Annotated in this window: 16 protein-coding genes; 9 read left to right on the top strand and 7 right to left on the bottom strand. The window is 71.9% G+C overall.

Features of this window, described 5'->3' with window-relative positions; translation table 11 throughout:
• Positions 1-23: 23 nt before the first annotated feature.
• The 3 genes from FLV34_RS09375 (at position 24) to FLV34_RS09365 (ending at position 3,571) form a co-directional block, all read left to right on the top strand.
• The gene (locus tag FLV34_RS09375; RefSeq protein WP_185949004.1) at positions 24-1,277 is read left to right on the top strand and encodes a sensor histidine kinase; all 1,254 of its coding nucleotides are present in this window, start codon (positions 24-26) and stop codon (positions 1,275-1,277) included.
• Positions 1,265-1,924 (top strand): response regulator transcription factor, encoded by a 660-nt coding sequence (locus FLV34_RS09370; protein ID WP_142649013.1) that lies wholly within the window; start codon positions 1,265-1,267, stop codon positions 1,922-1,924. The genes FLV34_RS09375 and FLV34_RS09370 overlap by 13 nt, the downstream gene beginning before the upstream one ends.
• A 114-nt stretch (positions 1,925-2,038) precedes the next feature.
• On the top strand, positions 2,039-3,571 hold the full coding sequence (locus FLV34_RS09365) for an MDR family MFS transporter (protein WP_221889947.1): 1,533 nt from the start codon (positions 2,039-2,041) through the stop codon (positions 3,569-3,571).
• Positions 3,572-3,593: 22 nt separating this feature from the next.
• Here FLV34_RS09365 and FLV34_RS09360 read toward each other — a convergent pair whose 3' ends face one another.
• A complete protein-coding gene (locus FLV34_RS09360; RefSeq protein WP_147942890.1) occupies positions 3,594-4,997 on the bottom strand; it encodes an MFS transporter in 1,404 nt (467 codons plus the stop codon).
• Positions 4,998-5,073: 76 nt separating this feature from the next.
• Here FLV34_RS09360 and FLV34_RS09355 point away from each other — a divergent pair, with 76 nt between their 5' ends.
• Together FLV34_RS09355 and FLV34_RS40310 are read left to right on the top strand one after the other, a co-directional pair.
• Positions 5,074-5,904 carry an AraC family transcriptional regulator gene (locus FLV34_RS09355; protein WP_222709458.1) on the top strand — a complete coding sequence of 277 codons (831 nt, stop codon included), beginning with the start codon at positions 5,074-5,076 and terminating at the stop codon, positions 5,902-5,904.
• Positions 5,905-5,926: 22 nt separating this feature from the next.
• On the top strand, positions 5,927-6,085 hold the full coding sequence (locus tag FLV34_RS40310; protein WP_168066120.1) for a hypothetical protein: 159 nt from the start codon (positions 5,927-5,929) through the stop codon (positions 6,083-6,085).
• Positions 6,086-6,104: 19 nt separating this feature from the next.
• On the opposite strand, the gene FLV34_RS09350 is transcribed toward FLV34_RS40310, so the two are convergent.
• A complete protein-coding gene (locus FLV34_RS09350) occupies positions 6,105-7,136 on the bottom strand; it encodes an aldo/keto reductase (RefSeq protein ID WP_312845753.1) in 1,032 nt (343 codons plus the stop codon).
• Between the two features lie 161 nt (positions 7,137-7,297).
• On the opposite strand from FLV34_RS09350, the gene FLV34_RS09345 reads away from it, so the two are divergent.
• Positions 7,298-8,140 (top strand): helix-turn-helix transcriptional regulator, encoded by an 843-nt coding sequence (locus FLV34_RS09345; RefSeq protein WP_187280585.1) that lies wholly within the window; start codon positions 7,298-7,300, stop codon positions 8,138-8,140.
• Between the two features lie 49 nt (positions 8,141-8,189).
• Here the strand turns inward: FLV34_RS09345 and FLV34_RS09340 are convergent, their stop codons facing one another.
• From FLV34_RS09340 to FLV34_RS40305, 3 genes are all read right to left on the bottom strand, one after another.
• A complete protein-coding gene (locus tag FLV34_RS09340; RefSeq protein ID WP_147942888.1) occupies positions 8,190-9,698 on the bottom strand; it encodes a flotillin family protein in 1,509 nt (502 codons plus the stop codon).
• A gap of 48 nt (positions 9,699-9,746) precedes the next feature.
• Complete coding sequence (locus FLV34_RS09335) at positions 9,747-9,947, bottom strand: hypothetical protein (RefSeq protein WP_030507699.1); 201 nt, start codon at positions 9,945-9,947, stop codon at positions 9,747-9,749.
• 247 nt (positions 9,948-10,194) lie between these two features.
• Positions 10,195-10,557 (bottom strand): M23 family metallopeptidase, encoded by a 363-nt coding sequence (locus FLV34_RS40305; RefSeq protein WP_168066118.1) that lies wholly within the window; start codon positions 10,555-10,557, stop codon positions 10,195-10,197.
• Positions 10,558-10,649: 92 nt separating this feature from the next.
• Here FLV34_RS40305 and FLV34_RS40300 point away from each other — a divergent pair, with 92 nt between their 5' ends.
• Entirely contained in the window at positions 10,650-10,787 is a 138-nt protein-coding gene (locus FLV34_RS40300) for a hypothetical protein (protein WP_168066116.1), read from the top strand.
• Between the two features lie 131 nt (positions 10,788-10,918).
• Here the strand turns inward: FLV34_RS40300 and FLV34_RS09325 are convergent, their stop codons facing one another.
• Both FLV34_RS09325 and FLV34_RS09320 read right to left on the bottom strand, forming a co-directional pair.
• On the bottom strand, positions 10,919-11,968 hold the full coding sequence (locus tag FLV34_RS09325; protein ID WP_147942887.1) for an acyltransferase family protein: 1,050 nt from the start codon (positions 11,966-11,968) through the stop codon (positions 10,919-10,921).
• Positions 11,969-12,275: 307 nt separating this feature from the next.
• The gene (locus FLV34_RS09320) at positions 12,276-13,091 is read right to left on the bottom strand and encodes an SDR family NAD(P)-dependent oxidoreductase (RefSeq protein WP_142649006.1); all 816 of its coding nucleotides are present in this window, start codon (positions 13,089-13,091) and stop codon (positions 12,276-12,278) included.
• Between the two features lie 186 nt (positions 13,092-13,277).
• Here FLV34_RS09320 and FLV34_RS09315 point away from each other — a divergent pair, with 186 nt between their 5' ends.
• Together FLV34_RS09315 and FLV34_RS09310 are read left to right on the top strand one after the other, a co-directional pair.
• Complete coding sequence (locus FLV34_RS09315; protein ID WP_168066114.1) at positions 13,278-15,821, top strand: nitrate- and nitrite sensing domain-containing protein; 2,544 nt, start codon at positions 13,278-13,280, stop codon at positions 15,819-15,821.
• Positions 15,818-16,225, top strand: coding sequence for a roadblock/LC7 domain-containing protein (locus tag FLV34_RS09310; RefSeq protein WP_030507694.1), 408 nt, complete (start codon positions 15,818-15,820; stop codon positions 16,223-16,225). Before FLV34_RS09315 ends, FLV34_RS09310 begins: the two co-directional genes overlap by 4 nt.
• The last annotated feature ends 6 nt before the right edge of the window (positions 16,226-16,231 follow it).

Genomic DNA, 16,231 nt, shown 5'->3' with positions numbered 1-16,231 from the left:
AGCTCGTCAGCCCGAGGGGGTGCATGATGGCGGCGCGTCAGCGGAAACCGGCCAGGGGCGTCGCCGCGTACGCCCGCGGCCTCTTCGACGCCTTCGAACACCTCGTCGGCGGTCTCGGCACCGCGCTGCTGGCGTTCGCCGCTCTGCTGTGGCTCGTCGTGGTCGCGCTCACCTGCGTGATCGGTGTGGGCCTGCTCCTCGCGCCCACCGTGCCACGGGTCGTACGGTCCGTCGCCGAGCGGGAGCGCGGCCGGCTGTCCCGGTGGGGGCCGGAGATCGTCGCCCTGGGGCCCGCACCGGCCGGTGTGCGCGCGGCCTTCGCCGACCGGGCGGTGCGGCGGGAGCTGGGCTGGCTCCTCGTGCACGCCACGCTGGGCCTGTTCCTCGGCCTGGCGGCGCTGACCCTGGTGGTGGACGCCGTGCAGGACGTCACCTATCCGCTGTGGTGGCGGACGCTGCCCGCGGAGGACCCCGCCCCGACGCTGGTGTTCTGGGACGTGCGCGACGACGCCGACGCCTGGGCGGTCGCGCTCCTCGGCGTGGGGCTTGCCGTCGGCTTCCTGGCGCTCGGGAGCGGAATGGCCCGGTTGCAGGCGTGGCCGGGACGCCGGCTCCTGGCGCCCACCGCGGACATGGACCTCTCCCTGCGCGTCGCGGAGCTGTCGGCCACCCGCGCGGCGGCGCTGGACGCCCACGCCGCCGAGCTGCGGCGGATCGAACGCTCCCTGCACGACGGGACGCAGAACCGGCTGGTCGCCGTCACCGTGCTGCTCGGCGCGGCCCGCCGCGCGCTGTCGCAGAACCGGCCGGGCGCGGAGGACATGCTCGAACGCGCGCAGGAGACCGCCGAGCAGGCGCTGGCCGAGCTCCGTACGGTCGTGCGCGGCATCCTGCCGCCCGTGCTGGCCGACCGGGGGCTCGCCGACGCGCTCGCCGGGCTCGCGGCCAACTGCGGGGTGCCCTGCCGGGTCGACGTCGACGCGCCCGGCAGGTGCGCCGCCTCCATCGAGGCGACCGCCTACTTCGTGAGCGCCGAGGCGCTCACCAACATCTCCAGGCACAGCCGGGCCCGGCACGCCACCGTGACCGTACGGCGTGAGGGCGGCCGGCTGCGCCTGCGGATCGAGGACGACGGCGTCGGCGGCGCGGACGAACGCCAGGGCTCCGGGCTCACCGGCATGCGCAGCCGGATCGAGGCCCACGACGGCCGTCTCACCCTGACCAGCCCACCCGGTGGGCCGACCACCATCGACGTGGAGTTGCCGTGCGGATCGTGATAGCCGAAGACGACCCGCTGCTGCGTGAGGGGGTCGCGCTGCTGCTGCGCGCGGAGTCCCTGGACGTGGTGGCGACGACCGACTCCCCGGACGCCTTCCTGGCGGCCGTCGACGCCCACCGGCCCGACGTGGCCATCGTCGACGTCCGGATGCCGCCGACCCACACCACCGAGGGGATCGCCGCGGCCGTGGAGGCCAGGCGCCGGCTGCCCGGTCTGGCGGTGCTCGTGCTGTCCGCGTATGTCGAGCAGGCGTTCGCCACCGAGCTGCTCGCCGGGGGGACCGACCGGCTCGGCTATCTGCTCAAGGAGCGGGTCGGCCGGGTCGGCGAGTTCCTCGACGCCCTGCACCGGGTCGCCGCCGGAGGCACGGCCATCGACCCCGAGGTCGTCGCCCAGTTGCTCACGCGCACCCGCTCCGACAGCGGGCTGGAACGGCTGACCGCCCGCGAGCGCGACGTGCTCGCCCTGATGGCCGAGGGGCTGGGCAACACCGCCATCTCCGAGCGGCTGTTCATCAGCGAAGGCGCCGTGCACAAGCACATCCGCAACATCTTCGCGAAGCTCGACCTGGCGCCCACCGACCGCGCGGACCGGAGGGTCACGGCCGTCCTGCGCTACCTGGAGGACACCCAGCGCCGCGGCTGAGGGTGCCAACGAGGAATGCCGGGCGGTTTGCGATAGTTGCCCTGTTTCGGGACTCTTCCGCTCTCAAGCGGAAGAGTCCCGTGTACGTGCGCGAAGGGACAGGGGAGCCACCACGTGACCACGAAGTCGACCACGACGACGGCATCGAAAGGCATCGGGCTACGGTCGGAGCGCGGTCCCGTGCTCGCCGCCATCATGCTCTGCACCGCTCTGGTGGCGCTGGACAGCACGATCATCGCCACCGCGGTGCCGTCCGTCGTCACCGACCTCGGCGGGTTCTCCCAGTTCCCCTGGCTGTTCTCGATCTACCTGCTCACCCAGGCCGTGACCGTGCCCATCTACGGCAAGCTCGCCGACGTGTTCGGGCGCAAGCCGGTGATGTTCTTCGGCATCGGGGCGTTCCTGCTCGGGTCGGTGCTGTGCGGGGTGGCCTGGAGCATGCCCGCGCTGATCGCGTTCCGCGCGATCCAGGGCATCGGCGCCGGTGCGGTGCAGCCCATCAGCATGACGATGGCGGGCGACCTCTACACGGTCGAGGAGCGGGCCCGCGTCCAGGGCTACCTCGCCAGCGTGTGGGGCATCTCGGCGGTGGTCGGCCCGACGCTCGGCGGCGTCTTCTCCGAGTACGTCTCCTGGCGCTGGATCTTCTTCATCAACCTGCCGCTCGGCGCCCTGGCCACCTGGATGCTCGCCCGGCGCTTCAAGGAGCAGGTGAAGCGGGGCTCCCACCGGATCGACTACACCGGCGCCGTGCTGCTCACCGGCGGCTCCTCCCTGCTCATCCTCGGCCTGCTGGAGGGCGGCGTCTCCTGGGACTGGGACTCGGCGCCCAGTCTGCTGATCTTCGCGGCGGGCCTCCTCCTGATCGCCGCCTTCGTGCTCGTGGAGCGCCGCGCGGCCGAGCCGGTGCTGCCCCTGTGGGTGTTCCGCCGCCGCACGCTGACCGGCGGCAACCTGACCTCCCTCGGCATCGGCGCCCTCACGATCGGGCTCACCTCGTACGTCCCGACGTACGCGCAGGGCGTGCTGGGCACCGGCGCGCTGGTGGCGGGCTTCGCCCTCGCCGCGCTCACCGTCGGCTGGCCCCTCGCGGCGACGTTCTCCGGCCGCTTCTACATGCGCATCGGGTTCCGCGACACCGCGCTGATCGGCATCGTCGTGGTGGTGGCCGGCTCCGTGCTGTGCGCGCTGCTCGGCCAGAACGCCATGATCTGGCAGGTCGCGGCCGCCTGCTTCGTCGTCGGCGTCGGCCTCGGCCTGTCGGCCAGCCCCACGATGGTCGCCGTGCAGTCGGTCGTCGGCTGGGAACGCCGCGGCGTGGTCACCGCCACCAACATGTTCTGCCGCTCGCTCGGCAGCACGGTCGGGGCCGCCGTGCTCGGCGCCATCGCCAACTCGACGCTGTCGGACCGCTTCGCCCACCCGCCCGCCGACGTCGCGGGACACCTGCCGGACAGCCTCGACGCCACGAGCCTGGTGCTGAAGGCCCAGGGCGCGGCGGCCCACTCCGCCGCCGCGACCTTCGTCCGGGGCGCGTTGTACGACGCGGTCCACCACATCTTCATCGCGCTCGTCGTCGTGGCCGTGCTCAGCGTCGCCGCGCTGCTGCTCATGCCCCGCCGTACGACCGAGTTGTCGTTCGACTGACGGGACGGCCCGCCGCGGCCGATCAGCCGCCCGGTGTCCGCGCCGCGCGTTCGGGGGCATGGGAGCCGCTCCGCCACGTCGCACGCGCGGCGGCGGCGCTCAACGCCCCGGCCGCGAGCAGCGCGGCGACGGCCACCAAGGCGAAGCCGAGGCCGGTGCTGAGATAGAGGCTGCCGAGCCCGGCGACGGCGCTGACGCCGGCCAGCACGGGCCCGGTCGAGTTCAACGCCGACAACGCCGATGCGCGCTCCGGGCCCACGATGGCGGCCACCCGTGCCACCAGCGGGCTGTAACCGGCCGCGTGCCCCGCGCCGGCCAGGAACAACACCGGGATCATGAGCGCCGGGGGCCACCCGTCACCGGGCAGCGCGGCCACTGTCAGGGCGCCCGCGGCGAAGACGGCCGGCCCGGCGACCGGAAGGACCGACTGCGCCCCCTCGGGCAGCCGGGCCCAGGTCAGGCTCAGCGTGGCGAACCCGATCGCGTACGGCACGAAGGCGAGCCCGGCGGCGAGCGGGCCGAACCCGAGCTCGTTCTGGAGATGCAGGGTCAGCACGAACAGGAACGCGGTGTAACAGCCCATCACCGCGACACAGGTGGCGAGCGCGGCTCCCACCCCCGCAGGCCGCAGGACAGAGAGATCGAGAAGCGGCAGGCCGCCCCGGCGGACGACCCGGCCCTCGAACCTCACGAGGACCACCAGCAGGAGCAGGCCGGCGAGCAGCGAGGCCCAGGCCCACTCCGGCCAGCCGTACTGCCTGCCGAAGATCAGCGGGACGATCACCGCCGACATCGCCGCGGTGAGCAGCGCGACCCCGCCCAGGTCGAGCCTGCGGGCCACCGGCGCGCTCTCCGGGAGCGCGCGCAGCCCCACGACCATCAGCACGGCCCCCACCGGGACGTTGACCAGGAAGACCGGCCGCCAGGTCAGCCCGAGCAGGTCGGCCCCGACCACCAGGCCGCCGATCACCTGACCGAGGGCGACGCCCAGGGCCAGCACCATCGAGTAGACGCCGATGGCCCGTTTGCGGGCGGAGCCGTCGAAGCGAAGCTGGATCAGCGAGAAGACCTGCGGCACCATCAGCGCGGCCGCCACGGCCTGGGCCACCCGGGCCGCCACCAGCACCGGCGCCGCCGGTGCGAGCCCGCACAGCAGCGACGCCAGTGTGAAGGCCGCCAGTCCGCCGAGGAAGGCCCGCCGATGGCCGATCAGATCCCCCGTACGGGCGCCGGTCACGTTGAGCACCCCGAGCGTGAGCAGGTACGCCGACGGGACCAGTTGCAGGACGGCGTCATCGACCCGCAGATCGTGCTGTATCGACGGCAGCGCGACCGTGACGATCGAGCCGTCCATCGACGCCATCATCTGCCCGGCCAGAAGCACGGTGAGCACCCCCCACGGCCGTGGCCTCGTCAATCTCGACATGGCCCTCAGGCTCCGCGATCGCGGGCCCCGGGGTCTTGAACATTTTTGCCCGTGCGGGGATCCGTACAGTGGACCGGTGCGGACATCGAGGTCAGTCATCGATACGCCGGATTTCTCCGTCCACGTGGTCTCCTGCACGGCCCGGCATCACACCTGGTCGACGCCCGAGGAGGGCGGGTCGTACGGCATCGTCCTCGTGCGCCGCGGGATGTTCCGGGTGCGCGGCGACGGTCGCCGCATGGTCGCCGATCCCACGATGGGCTACGCGCAGTGGCCGGGCGGCGAGTACGCGTTCGCGCACCCCGCCGGCGGCGACGTCTGCACGTTCGTCGGGGTGCGGCCCTCGCTGTGGCACGCGGTGGTGGGCGACGAGCCGCCGCATCCGTCGCTGGCGATCGACGGCCGGGCCGAGCTCGCACACCGGCTTCTCCTGCGCACCGCGCACGACTCGGCCGACCCCGCGGAACGGCTGGTGCACACGCTCGTCACGACGATCCGCCCGCGAGCCGACCGGCGAAGCCCGGACCGCGGCGGAGTCCTGGCGGACCGGGCGCGAGAGGCCATCCTGGCGGACGACCCCGACTCGGCCGATCTCGTACGGCTGGCCCGGGCGCTCGGGGTCTCGCCCTCCCACCTGAGCCGGACCTTCCGCAGGCAGGTCGGCATGACGGTCAGCCGCTACCGCAACCGGGTGCGGGTCGGCCGAGCCCTCGCCCGCATCGAGGAGGGAGAGCAGGACCTGGCGGGCCTCGCCGCGGCTCTCGGCTTCGCCGACCAGGCCCACCTCACCCGCACCATGCGGGCCGAGCTCGGCCGCCCGCCCGGCCACATCCGTCGGCTGTTGTCACCGAATGCCTGCCTGGTGAGCTCACCCGCCGAGCAGCGGCACCAGGCTGATGTCATCTAACCAGGCTGATGTCATCTAGCTGATGTCATCTAAGCGGATGCGCTCCATCGGCAAGATCGACGTCTCGGCCACGCATTACGCCGTCTTCAGCGAGTCCGGCTTCGCGGCCGACCTGCTCGCGGAGGCGAGCCGCAGGGACGACGTCCATCTGGTGGATCTCGACGACCTTCACGACGAATGACCACGTCGTACGGGAGGTTTCAGGCCGCGGCGCGTTCGGCGAGGGGACGGCGGCGCAGGCTCTCCTGCTGGAGCGCCGGGGGCACGTACGCCTGGTCGAGCGTGCCGACGTCGGTGCCGGGCGGCACGATCGCGTCGATCCGGTCGAGGATGTCGTCGGTGAGCGTGACGTCGACGCCCGCGAGCAGGTCGTCGAGGTGGCTCATCGTGCGCGCCCCGAGGAGGGCGCTGGTCACGCCGGGATGCGCGATGACGAAGGCCAAGGCGAGATGGGTCAGCGGCAGGCCCGCCTCCTCGGCGAGCGCGATGAACCGCTCGACGACCTCGATGCGCTGCTCGTCCTTGACGTGCGTGACGAAGCCGGCGCGGCGCAGCTCGTTCTGCCGCCCCTTGCGGACCCGTCCGGTGAGCAGTCCCTGCCCGAGCGGGCCCCACACGAGCGTGCCCATTCCGTAGCGCTGCGCGGCCGGCAGCACCTCGCGTTCGATGCCGCGGTTGAGCAGCGAGTATGCGGGCTGCTCGGTGCGGAACCGGGCCAGGCCGCGCCGCTCGGCGACCCACTGGGCCTCGACGATGTCGGACGCCGGCATGCCGGACGTCCCGATCGCGCGGACCTTCCCGCTGCGGATCAGGTCCGAGAGCGCGGAGAGCGTCTCCTCGATGTCCGTGGCAGGGTCGGGCCGGTGGATCTGGTAGAGGTCGATGTGGTCGGTCTGCAGGCGGCGCAGCGAGTTCTCGACGGCGGTCATGATCCAGCGCCGCGAGGCGCCCTGCTGGTTGGGATCGTCGCCGACGGGGCGGCTGACCTTGGTCGCGAGCACGACGTTGTCCCGCCGTCCCTTGAGCGCCCTGCCCACGATCTCTTCCGAGTCGCCGTAGGCGTCGGCGGTGTCGATGAGGTTGATCCCCGCGTCCAGCGCCTTGTGGATGATGCGAACCGTGTCGTCGGGATCGGGGTTGCCGATGGACGTGGCGAACATCAGCGCGCCGAGTCCGAAGGGGCTGACCTTGATGCCGGTGCGGCCGAGCGTGCGGTAGTGCATGCGAACCATGCCTTCTTTCGTCGAAGGATGCGGGTCATCCGTGGCTCCGGCGCGGGTCCGCCGAGCCGTTTCCCAGCCTCCGGCGGTGCGGGCGCCGGCGGGAGAGACGCCCTTATCCGGGGACAGGCCGTCCCTGGCAACGTCCGGTTTCCGGGGGCATGGTGAAGGGTGTGGACAGAACCGAACTCGCCGACTTCCTGCGCCACTGCCGCGCCCGGGTGACCCCCGCCGACGTGGGGCTGTCGCAGGGCCCGCGGCGGCGTACGCCCGGACTGCGCCGCGAGGAGGTCGCGCAGCTCGCGGGCATGTCCACCGACCACTACACGCGGCTGGAGCAGGCCAGGGGCTCGCACCCGTCCCGCCAGATGCTCGCCGCCGTCGCCCGCGCGCTGCGGCTGACCGGCGACGAACGCGACCATCTCTTCCACCTGGCCGGCGAGGAGCCGCCGCGGGACCGTACGGCCACGGAGCATGTCCGTCCCGGCCTGCTGCTCGTGCTCGACCGGCTGGTCGACACCCCCGCCCAGGTGGTGAACGACCGCGGCGACGTCCTCGCGCAGAACGCGATGGACAAGGCACTGCACGGTGACGCGTCCGCCCGCCCCGAGGCGGAGCGCAACATCATCTGGCGTTACTTCACCGACCCGTCGGCGCGGGAGCTCTTCCCGCCCGAAGACCGTGACAACGCCGCCCGCACGGCGGTGGCGGATCTGCGCGCCACGGCCGCCCGCCGCCCGGGCGACGCGCGGCTGGCCGCGCTCGTACGCCGGCTCCGGGCCCGCAGCGAGGAGTTCGCGGCGCTGTGGGAGGCCCACGACGTCGCCGTACGCCGCTCCGACGTCAAGCGCTTCCTGCATCCGGTGGTCGGGCTGATGGAGCTGGACTGCGAGGTGCTGCTGAGCCCGGAGCACGACCAGCGGCTGATCGTCTACACCGCTCGCCCGGGCAGCGAGTCGTACGAGCGGCTGGAGCTGCTGCGCGTGGTCGGCCTCCAGGACCTGACCCACGGCTGAACGTCCCCGTCCCGGCGAACGGAGACGGGACGGGGACGGACGTGGGCCGTCAGGAGGCGGCGTCGATGGCGTCCTTCGTGGGCGGCTCGGCGCCGTTGACGCTCGCGCCGTCCTTGGCCGAGCCGGGGGTGCCGCCGGACAGCAGGGCGCGGGCCAGGCCCAGCCCGGTGCCGCCCAGCGTGAGCGCCTTGGCCAGCATCTCCTCGATGCCCTGCGCGCCGTTGAGCACCACCATGTGATCGACGTTGCCGAACGCCTTGGAGGCGGCCTCCACGATCTGCGGCCAGTTCTCGGCGAGCTGCTGGGCGATGACCGCCTCCTGGTTCTCGCGCAGCGCCTCGGAACGCGCCCTGATCGCGTCGGCCTCGGCCAGACCCTTGGCCTTGGCGGCCTCCGCCTCGGCGAGACCCTTCGCCCTGGCCGCCTCGGCCTCGGCGAGACCCCGCGCCTTGGCGGCCTCCGCCTCGCCGAGACCGGTCGCCTTGGTCGCCGCCGCGGCGGCCTCACCACGCACGCGCACGGCCTCGGCGTCCGCCGCCGCCGCCTGCTTCACCTGGGACGCCTGGGCCGCGGCGCGCAGCTCGGTCTCCCTGGCCTCGGCCTCGGCCTGGGCGATGCGGGCGTCGCGCTCCGCCTGCGACAGCGTGACGGTCTCGTACGCCTTGGCGTCGGCGGGCTTGCGGACCTGCGACTGGAGCCGCTGCTCGGCGAGCTGGGCCTCCAGCTCCGCTGCCCTGGTCTCCTGGACGACGACCTCCTGCCGCGCGGTCGCCTCCGACAGCGGGCCTGCCTGCCGGGCCTTGGCCGCCGCCTGGTCCACCTCGGCCTGATAGCCGGCCTGCTGGATCTGCGACTCGCGGACGGCGGCGGCCTTCTTGGCGGCCGCGATCTGCTCGGCTTCGGTGGCCTCCTGGTCGCGCTGTGCCTCGGCGATGCGCGCCGCGGCGGCGATCTTCGCGGCGTGCGGCTTGCCGAGGTTGGTGATGTAGCCGGTCTCGTCCTCGATCTCCTGGATCTGCAGCGAGTCGACCACCAGGCCGAGCTTGCTCATCTCGTCGGCGGCGGAGCTGCGGGTCTCGCTGGTGAGCCGCTCGCGGTTGAGAATGAGATCCTCGACGGTCAGGTTGCCGATGATCGAGCGCAGGTGACCGGTGAACAGCTCGTGGATGGCGCCGTTCATCGAGTCCTGCTGGTCGAGGAAGCGCCGGGCGGCGTTCGCGATGCTGGTGAAGTCGTCGCCCACCTTGTAGATGATCACGCCGCGCACCTGGACCGGGATGCCCTGCTGGGTCACGCAGTTGACCTGCAGGTTCGTGGCCCGGCTGTCGAGCCGCAGCCGCCGGGCGGTCTGGAAGCCGGGCAGCACGGCGGTGCCCTTGCCGGTTATGATCTTGAAGCCGAGGCTGTCGGCCAGCTCGTTCTTCGTGTGGGCGCCGAGGCCCGAGATGATCAGCGCCTCGTTGGGTTCGGCCACCCGCCAGATGGCCTTGAACAGGAGAATGAGGACGATGACGGCGACAATGGCCACACCGCCCACGACCAGGATCTCCGGTGACATTGGAGCCTCCGTGTAGTGGGGGGATCAGGGAGTGGAGGAGGGCGCGGGTCAGACGACCGCGCGAGCGACGTAGACGGTGCGCGGGGGTGAATACTCCACGACGACGACGATGGACCCCACCGGGATTTCCTCGTCCGGAATGCTCGGATAGGCGTAGAACGCCTCGACACCCCCGCGGATAGGCACCATCACCTCGCCGACAAGGCCCGGGCCGATCCTGCCCGTGACCCTGCCCTGTCTGCCGACCACCCGCGTCACCCCGTCGTTTCCACCGCTCCTGGCTGCACCGCGAATGCGCAGGTTACCCCGTATCACCGCGCCGTGACAGAGCCGAGTTCCGTTCCCGGGCCCGCCGGCTGCGCAATCCGCCCTACTTCGCACCATCACTTGACAGAACGGGAAGGCGCCGTCGGAAGTTCCGTACGCGGCCGGGGCCGGGCCCCGAATCGGAGCCCGGCCGGATGCGCCGGATGAATGCGCCGGATGAATGCGGAGGTCAGTAGCAGACCCGCATGCCCTGGGAGATCCAGTCGTAGTAGCCGCCGCCGCAGCCCAGGTGGTAGAGGTGCCGGGGACGAGCGCTCTGCCCGCCGTACACGCCGCCCGCCGCGGTGATGGAGGCGTTCTTCACCAGGGAGAAGTGCAGGTGGGCCTCGGACGTGCCGGTGGACCCGACCAGGCCGATGATCGTGTTGTTCGTGACCGTCTGGCCGGTCCTGACGTACACGGCGCTGAGGTGGCACACGACGCTCCACCACCCGCCGCCGTGGTCGACGACGATGTACTGCCCGCAGCTCTCCCACCCGGAAGGCGCCCAACCGGCGTACCTGACCGTCCCCGCGCCACCGGGGGACAGCACCGGGTCAGTCCGTCGACCTGGTCGCCGTTGTTGATCTGGCAGGTCACGTTGAGGGCGGTGCCGTTGGGCACGTAGCGGATCACATGGTTGACGTGAGGCTCGCTCTGGATGGCGAGGCCCTGGGCGTCCGCACCGGTCACGTGATAGGTGGCCGCCTGCGCGGGAACGGCGACCCCGAGCACGCCGGCGACCAGTGCGGCGAGCAGGATCAGGCCTCTCACCGCTGCTGACGAAGCGTTCATCGTCGTCCTTTCTGCTTCCTGTGCGCCTCCTGTGGACTGAGTTCCGGTGTACGAGCGTGATCGTTGGTGCGCACCGGCCACGCCGTGGCTCGCACCAACGAAACAATCCGCGGTGCCGTCTATCGGGCCGGCGCGGCGGGCTCCCGCTTCCCGGGCCGGCGCAGCCGGGTGAACGCCCAGGAGATGTCGGGCTCCACCGCCCACCGGAAGGCCCTGCGTACGGGAGACGTGCAGAGCAGGGCCGCGAGCCCCACCCCGGAGACCGCCATGGCGGTCACGCCGAGCGGGTTGACGAGGACGTCGTGGAAGCGCTCGGCGACCTTCACGACGAACCCGTGCAGCAGGTAGGCGTACATCGTGGCGGCGCCCAGTCCGGTGAACCAGGTGCGGCGGCTCGGCGCGACCGCCAGGAACGCCGCCACCAGCAGGGCTCCGGCCGCGAGCAGCGCGAGCCGGATCAGCGTGCCGGTCAGGTCGTCCACGCCGATCTGGTGGTTGGAGTGACGCCAGCGGATCCACTCCGTCGGCACGAGCCTGTGCACGGCGAACGCGGCGGCGAGCGCCGCCGCCAGGACGGCCCCGCCCGCGATCCTCGCCCGCCGCCCGCGCAGGAGGTCGAGGTGCTCCGGCGTGAGCATGAGGCCGAGCACGTAGAACGGCAGCAGGCCGAACGTGCGGTTCATCGACAACTCGTCGGGCAGGGCACTGGTGCCCGACAGCAGGCACAGCCCGACCGCGATCACCAGAGGGTGACGCAACTGCTGCCAGACCGGCGTGGACAGCCGCCACAGGAACAGCGACATCAGGAACCAGGTCAGGTAGTACGGGTCGAGCAGGCTGATCTCGAGCTTGCCGTACAGGAAGTAGCGGGGCAGCGAATAGGCCACCTCGAAGATGACGTACGGCACCGCGAGGCCGCTGATGAGCTTGCGCGCCTTACCAGGAGAAAACGTGAAATTTCGGGACAAATAGCCGCTGACGACGATGAAGAGCGGCATGTGGAAGAGGTAGACGAAGAAGTAGAGCGCATGCGCCGCGGGAACGTCCCGCAGGTCCTCGACGAGATGCCCGGAAACGACCAGCACGATGGCCAGGAACTTGGCGTTGTCCAGCAGCGGGTCACGAGCGGCGGACCTTCCGGCCAGGCGGACGGGGGCGATCACGGTCATGCGCCCGGACCCTAGTCACCGTCCGTGAGCACCGGCGCAACCGCGGGCGAACAGTCCCCGAACTCTTCCCGCGCCCGTCCGCACCCCGCCATCCCCGCCATTCCCGTCACCCCCGCCCTGCGCGACCACCCGGACCCGGCCCGCCGGGTCGGGCGGTCCGATAGCGGGTGGCGAAGCCGGACGCTCTGGCCGCCGAAGGCGGCGAGTTCCGCCCGGAAGCGACTCCAGGGTGCGGAGGCGGCAGGGTGAACAGCCGGACGCCCCGTCTTCCTGGTCTTCCCGCGACCGGCGATACCAGGCGGGAGCCCTATGAGGCGGCCAGGCCGGTGGCGGCGAGGCTCGCGTCCCACAGTGCGGCGGCGAGGGCGGGGTCGGACATCCTTTCCGGCACCCGCGCGGGAGCGTTCTTGACGAAGTACCGGCCCGGGTGATCGACCCCGTCGGGGTGGGTGGCGAGATGGACGATGCGCTCGGCCCCGGCCTCCGGCGGCTCGCCCATGCCCGGCAGGAGCCACACCAGCTTCATGAAGAACGTGCCCTCGGCGAACGAGGTCTTGAGCACGCCGGGGTGGAGGCACGTGGCGGCCAGGCCCCTCTCGGCGAGCGACACGGTGAACAGCGCGTTGGCCTGCTTGGTGTCGCCGTACTGCAGCCAGCCGTTCCAGCGCCGCCGCTCCCTCGACAGGTCGGCCGGGTCGATGCGGCCCGACTTCCCGGCCCGGGACGAGGTGGTGACGACCCTGGCGGAGGACGCCGTGAGCCGGTCGAGGAGCAGGTTAGTCAGCAGGAACGGCGCCAGGTGGTTGACCTGGATCATCATCTCGTTGCCGTCCACGGTGGTCCGGCGGTCGGGCGTCATCACGCCGGCGTTGTTGATCAGCACGTCGATGCGCTCGTAGCGCGCGAGCAGGTCCGCGGCGAGCCGGCGCACCTGATCGAGGGAGGAGAAGTCCGCGACGAGCGTGTCCGGACGGCTTCCGCCGGCCTGCTCCGCGCGGTCCGCGACGGCGCGGAGCTTCTCCGGGGTGCGTCCGACGAGCACGATTTGGTGACCTCGCCGGGCGAGATCAAGGGCAGACGCTGCACCGATTCCGGCACCTGCCCCAGTGATTACAGTAATCATCAGTTCCTCCCACTGCGCCAGAACTGTATCGGTGCTAGCCTTCTGTGCGATCTTCCGGAGGTGCATTCCCCCATAAATGCGGCGCGAGCCTCCAGCAATGCAGGAGTGGCCATGGGTTCGAGAAACCGGTCGATTCGGTTCAAGATCTTCTTGTTGCTGCTCCTGCCATTGCTCATGTTGAGTGCTATGTGGGGGTTTGCCCTAAAGCTCACGGTCGGGGACGGCCTCGTCCTCCTGCACTCCAAGACGCTGTACGACACCATCGGAGTCACCTCCACCGACCTCGGCACCCAGATCCAGGCCGAGCGCGCGCTGACCGCCGGCGTCCTCAGCAGCGGCCGCACGACGTCGGCCGCGCTCACCGCCCAACAGGCCAAGACCACCGCCGCCGCGGAGAAGTTCAAGAAGTCCGCCGCCGACGAGGCCACCCGCGACGCCATGAGCGAGGAGCTCGAGGCGCCCCTGAAGTCCCTGCTGTCCTCCCTCGAACGCCTCCCCACGATCCGGGAGGGCGTCTCGCTCGGCAGGTCCGACCGGCTGACCACGATCACCGCGTACAACGCGATCATGGACGACCTGTTCGCGCTCTACGAGCGGCTCGTCTCGGTGCCCGACCTGACCACCTTCCAGCAGGCCAGCGCCATGCAGGGGATGGGCAACGCGCACGAGATGATCACTCGTGAGGACGCCCTCGTGCGCGGCGCGCTCGCCAGCGGCACGATGACGGCCGACGAGCAGAACGCCTTCAGCGAGTGGGTCGCCACCCGGCGGTTCCTCTACAGCAAGAACCGGCCCATCCTCAGCGGTGAGATGCGGGCGCCGTACGAGCAGGTGCTCACCTCGCCGCTGTTCGACCGGTTCACCGCCCTGGAGAACGAGATCGTCAACCAGGTGCGCTCCGGCGGCCCGCTCCCGGCGGACGCCGAGAAGTGGTCGCCGACCGTCGACCAGCTGATCCTCCGGCTCGACTCGGCCCGGGTGAAGGCCTCGGACGCGCTCAGCGGCTCCGCCACCACGGTCGCCACCGGGATCATGCTCCGCATCCTGATCGCCGGCGGGCTCGGTCTCGTGGTGATCATCGCCACGATCATCTTCTCCGTACGGTTCGGCCGCCGGCTCGCCCGCGACCTCGCCGGCCTGCGCGACGCCGCGCTCGAACTCGCCCTCGTACGGCTGCCGCAGGTCGTCGGCAAGCTGCGGCGGGGCGAGGACGTGGACGTCGAGACCGAGGCGCCCCCGATCAAGGCGACGGGGTCCAACGAGGTCGAGGACGTCGCGCGGGCGTTCAGCTCCGTCCAGCGCACGGCGGTGGAGGCCGCGGTCGGCCAGGCCGCGCTCCGCCGCGGCGTCAGCCAGGTCTTCCTCAACCTGGCCCGCCGCAACCAGACCCTGCTGCACCGCCAGCTCACGCTCCTCGACACGATGCAGCGCCGCACCGAGGACCCGGAGAGCCTGGAGGACCTCTTCCGGCTCGACCACCTGACCACCCGCATGCGCCGCCACGCGGAGAGCCTGATCATCCTGTCCGGCTCCGTGCCCGGACGGGCGTGGCGCAAGCCGGTGCCGTTGATCGACGTGGTCCGCGCCGCGATCTCCGAGGTCGAGGACTACACCCGCATCACGATGGCCCCGATGCCGGAGATCGCCATCGCCGGTGCGACCGTGGCCGACGTGGTGCACCTGATCGCCGAGCTGCTGGAGAACGCCACGATCTTCTCGCCTCCGCAGACCAGGGTGGAGGTGCGCGCGGAGGTCGTCGCCAACGGGCTCGCGGTGGAGGTCGAGGACCGTGGTCTCGGCCTGGCGCCCGAGGAGTACGACGAGATCAACCGGCGTCTGGCCGACCCGCCGGAGTTCGACCTGGCGGACAGCGACCGGCTCGGGCTCTTCGTCGTCGGCCAGCTCGCCGCCCGGCACGAGATCGGGGTGGTCCTGCGCGGTTCGCCGTACGGCGGGACGACGGCGATCGTGCTCATGCCCCGGTCCCTGGTGGTGGACGAGGGCTCGCCCGCGGCGCTGGCGGGCCCGCCCTCGCGCGGCTCCCACGCGAAGCCCGCGCTGGCCGCCGGCGGCAGCGACACCGACATTTCGCTCAGCGACACGCTCCAGGCCGATCTCGGGCTGCGCGGCTCCGCCCCCACCGGGGAGCCCCGCGAGGTCCGTACGCTCGTCGGGGAGGTCGCGAAGGACGTTCCCGACGACGCTCCCGCATCGGGTGACGCTTCCGGGAAGACGGGCGACCGGGAGGAGCGCACGGGCGCGTCCGAGCCGTCCCCGTTCTTCACGCCGGCCGCCCTGCGGACCGACGCGGTGCCCTCCGCCGCGCGCGACGACCTCTCCCCGCGGCCCAACGGCTCCGGCCCCACCCCCGCACCGGCCGCCGAGCCCGCGACCGCCGCCGCCGGGGTGGGCGCGAACGGCCTGGCGCAGCGGACGAGCAGGCAGCGGGCCAGGGGCCCCGTCTCCAACGGCACCCACGCCGGCCTGCCGCGCCGGGTCCGTCAGGCCAACATCGCCCCGCAGCTTCGCGCCCAGTCGCAGGAGACCGGTCCGCAGACGCCGCCGCTGTCCGCCCCGACCGTGGAGGAGCGGTCACCGGAGGAGGCCAGGGCGATGTTCAGCGCCTTCCAGCGCGGCGCGCTGCGAGGCCGGGAGGACTCCGATCAGCCGGGTGGGGCCGCACCCGGTGATCACGCACACAACACGCACGGCGAGAAGGGTGACGAATGACCGGCAAAGCGACGTCGACCGGCGAACTGAACTGGCTGCTCGACGATCTCATCAGCAGGGTCGCCGCCGTCCGCCAGGCGGTGATCCTCTCCACCGACGGTCTCGTCGTTGGAGCCTCCCAGGGGCTGAGCCGGGAGGACGCGGAGCACCTGTCCGCGGTCGCCGCCGGGTTCCAGAGCCTGGCGCGAGGCGCGGGACGCCACTTCGGCGGGGGCGAGGTCAGGCAGACCATCGTGGAGATGGAGGCCGCGTTCCTGTTCGTCACGGCCGCCGGCCAGGGCACCTGCCTGGCCGTGCTGGCCGCCTCCGACGCCGACGTCGGGCACATCGCTTACGAGATGGCGATGCTGGTCAAGCGGGTGGGGCAGCACATCTCCACCAACCCGCGGCGGATCTCCCCATGAGATTGG

Origin of the sequence: Microbispora sp. CSR-4 (assembly GCF_008033685.1) — a bacterium.
Lineage (GTDB): Bacteria > Actinomycetota > Actinomycetes > Streptosporangiales > Streptosporangiaceae > Microbispora.
The sequence above is the reverse complement of the archived record's forward strand: the minus strand, read 5'-3'. Positions and strand labels throughout refer to the sequence as shown.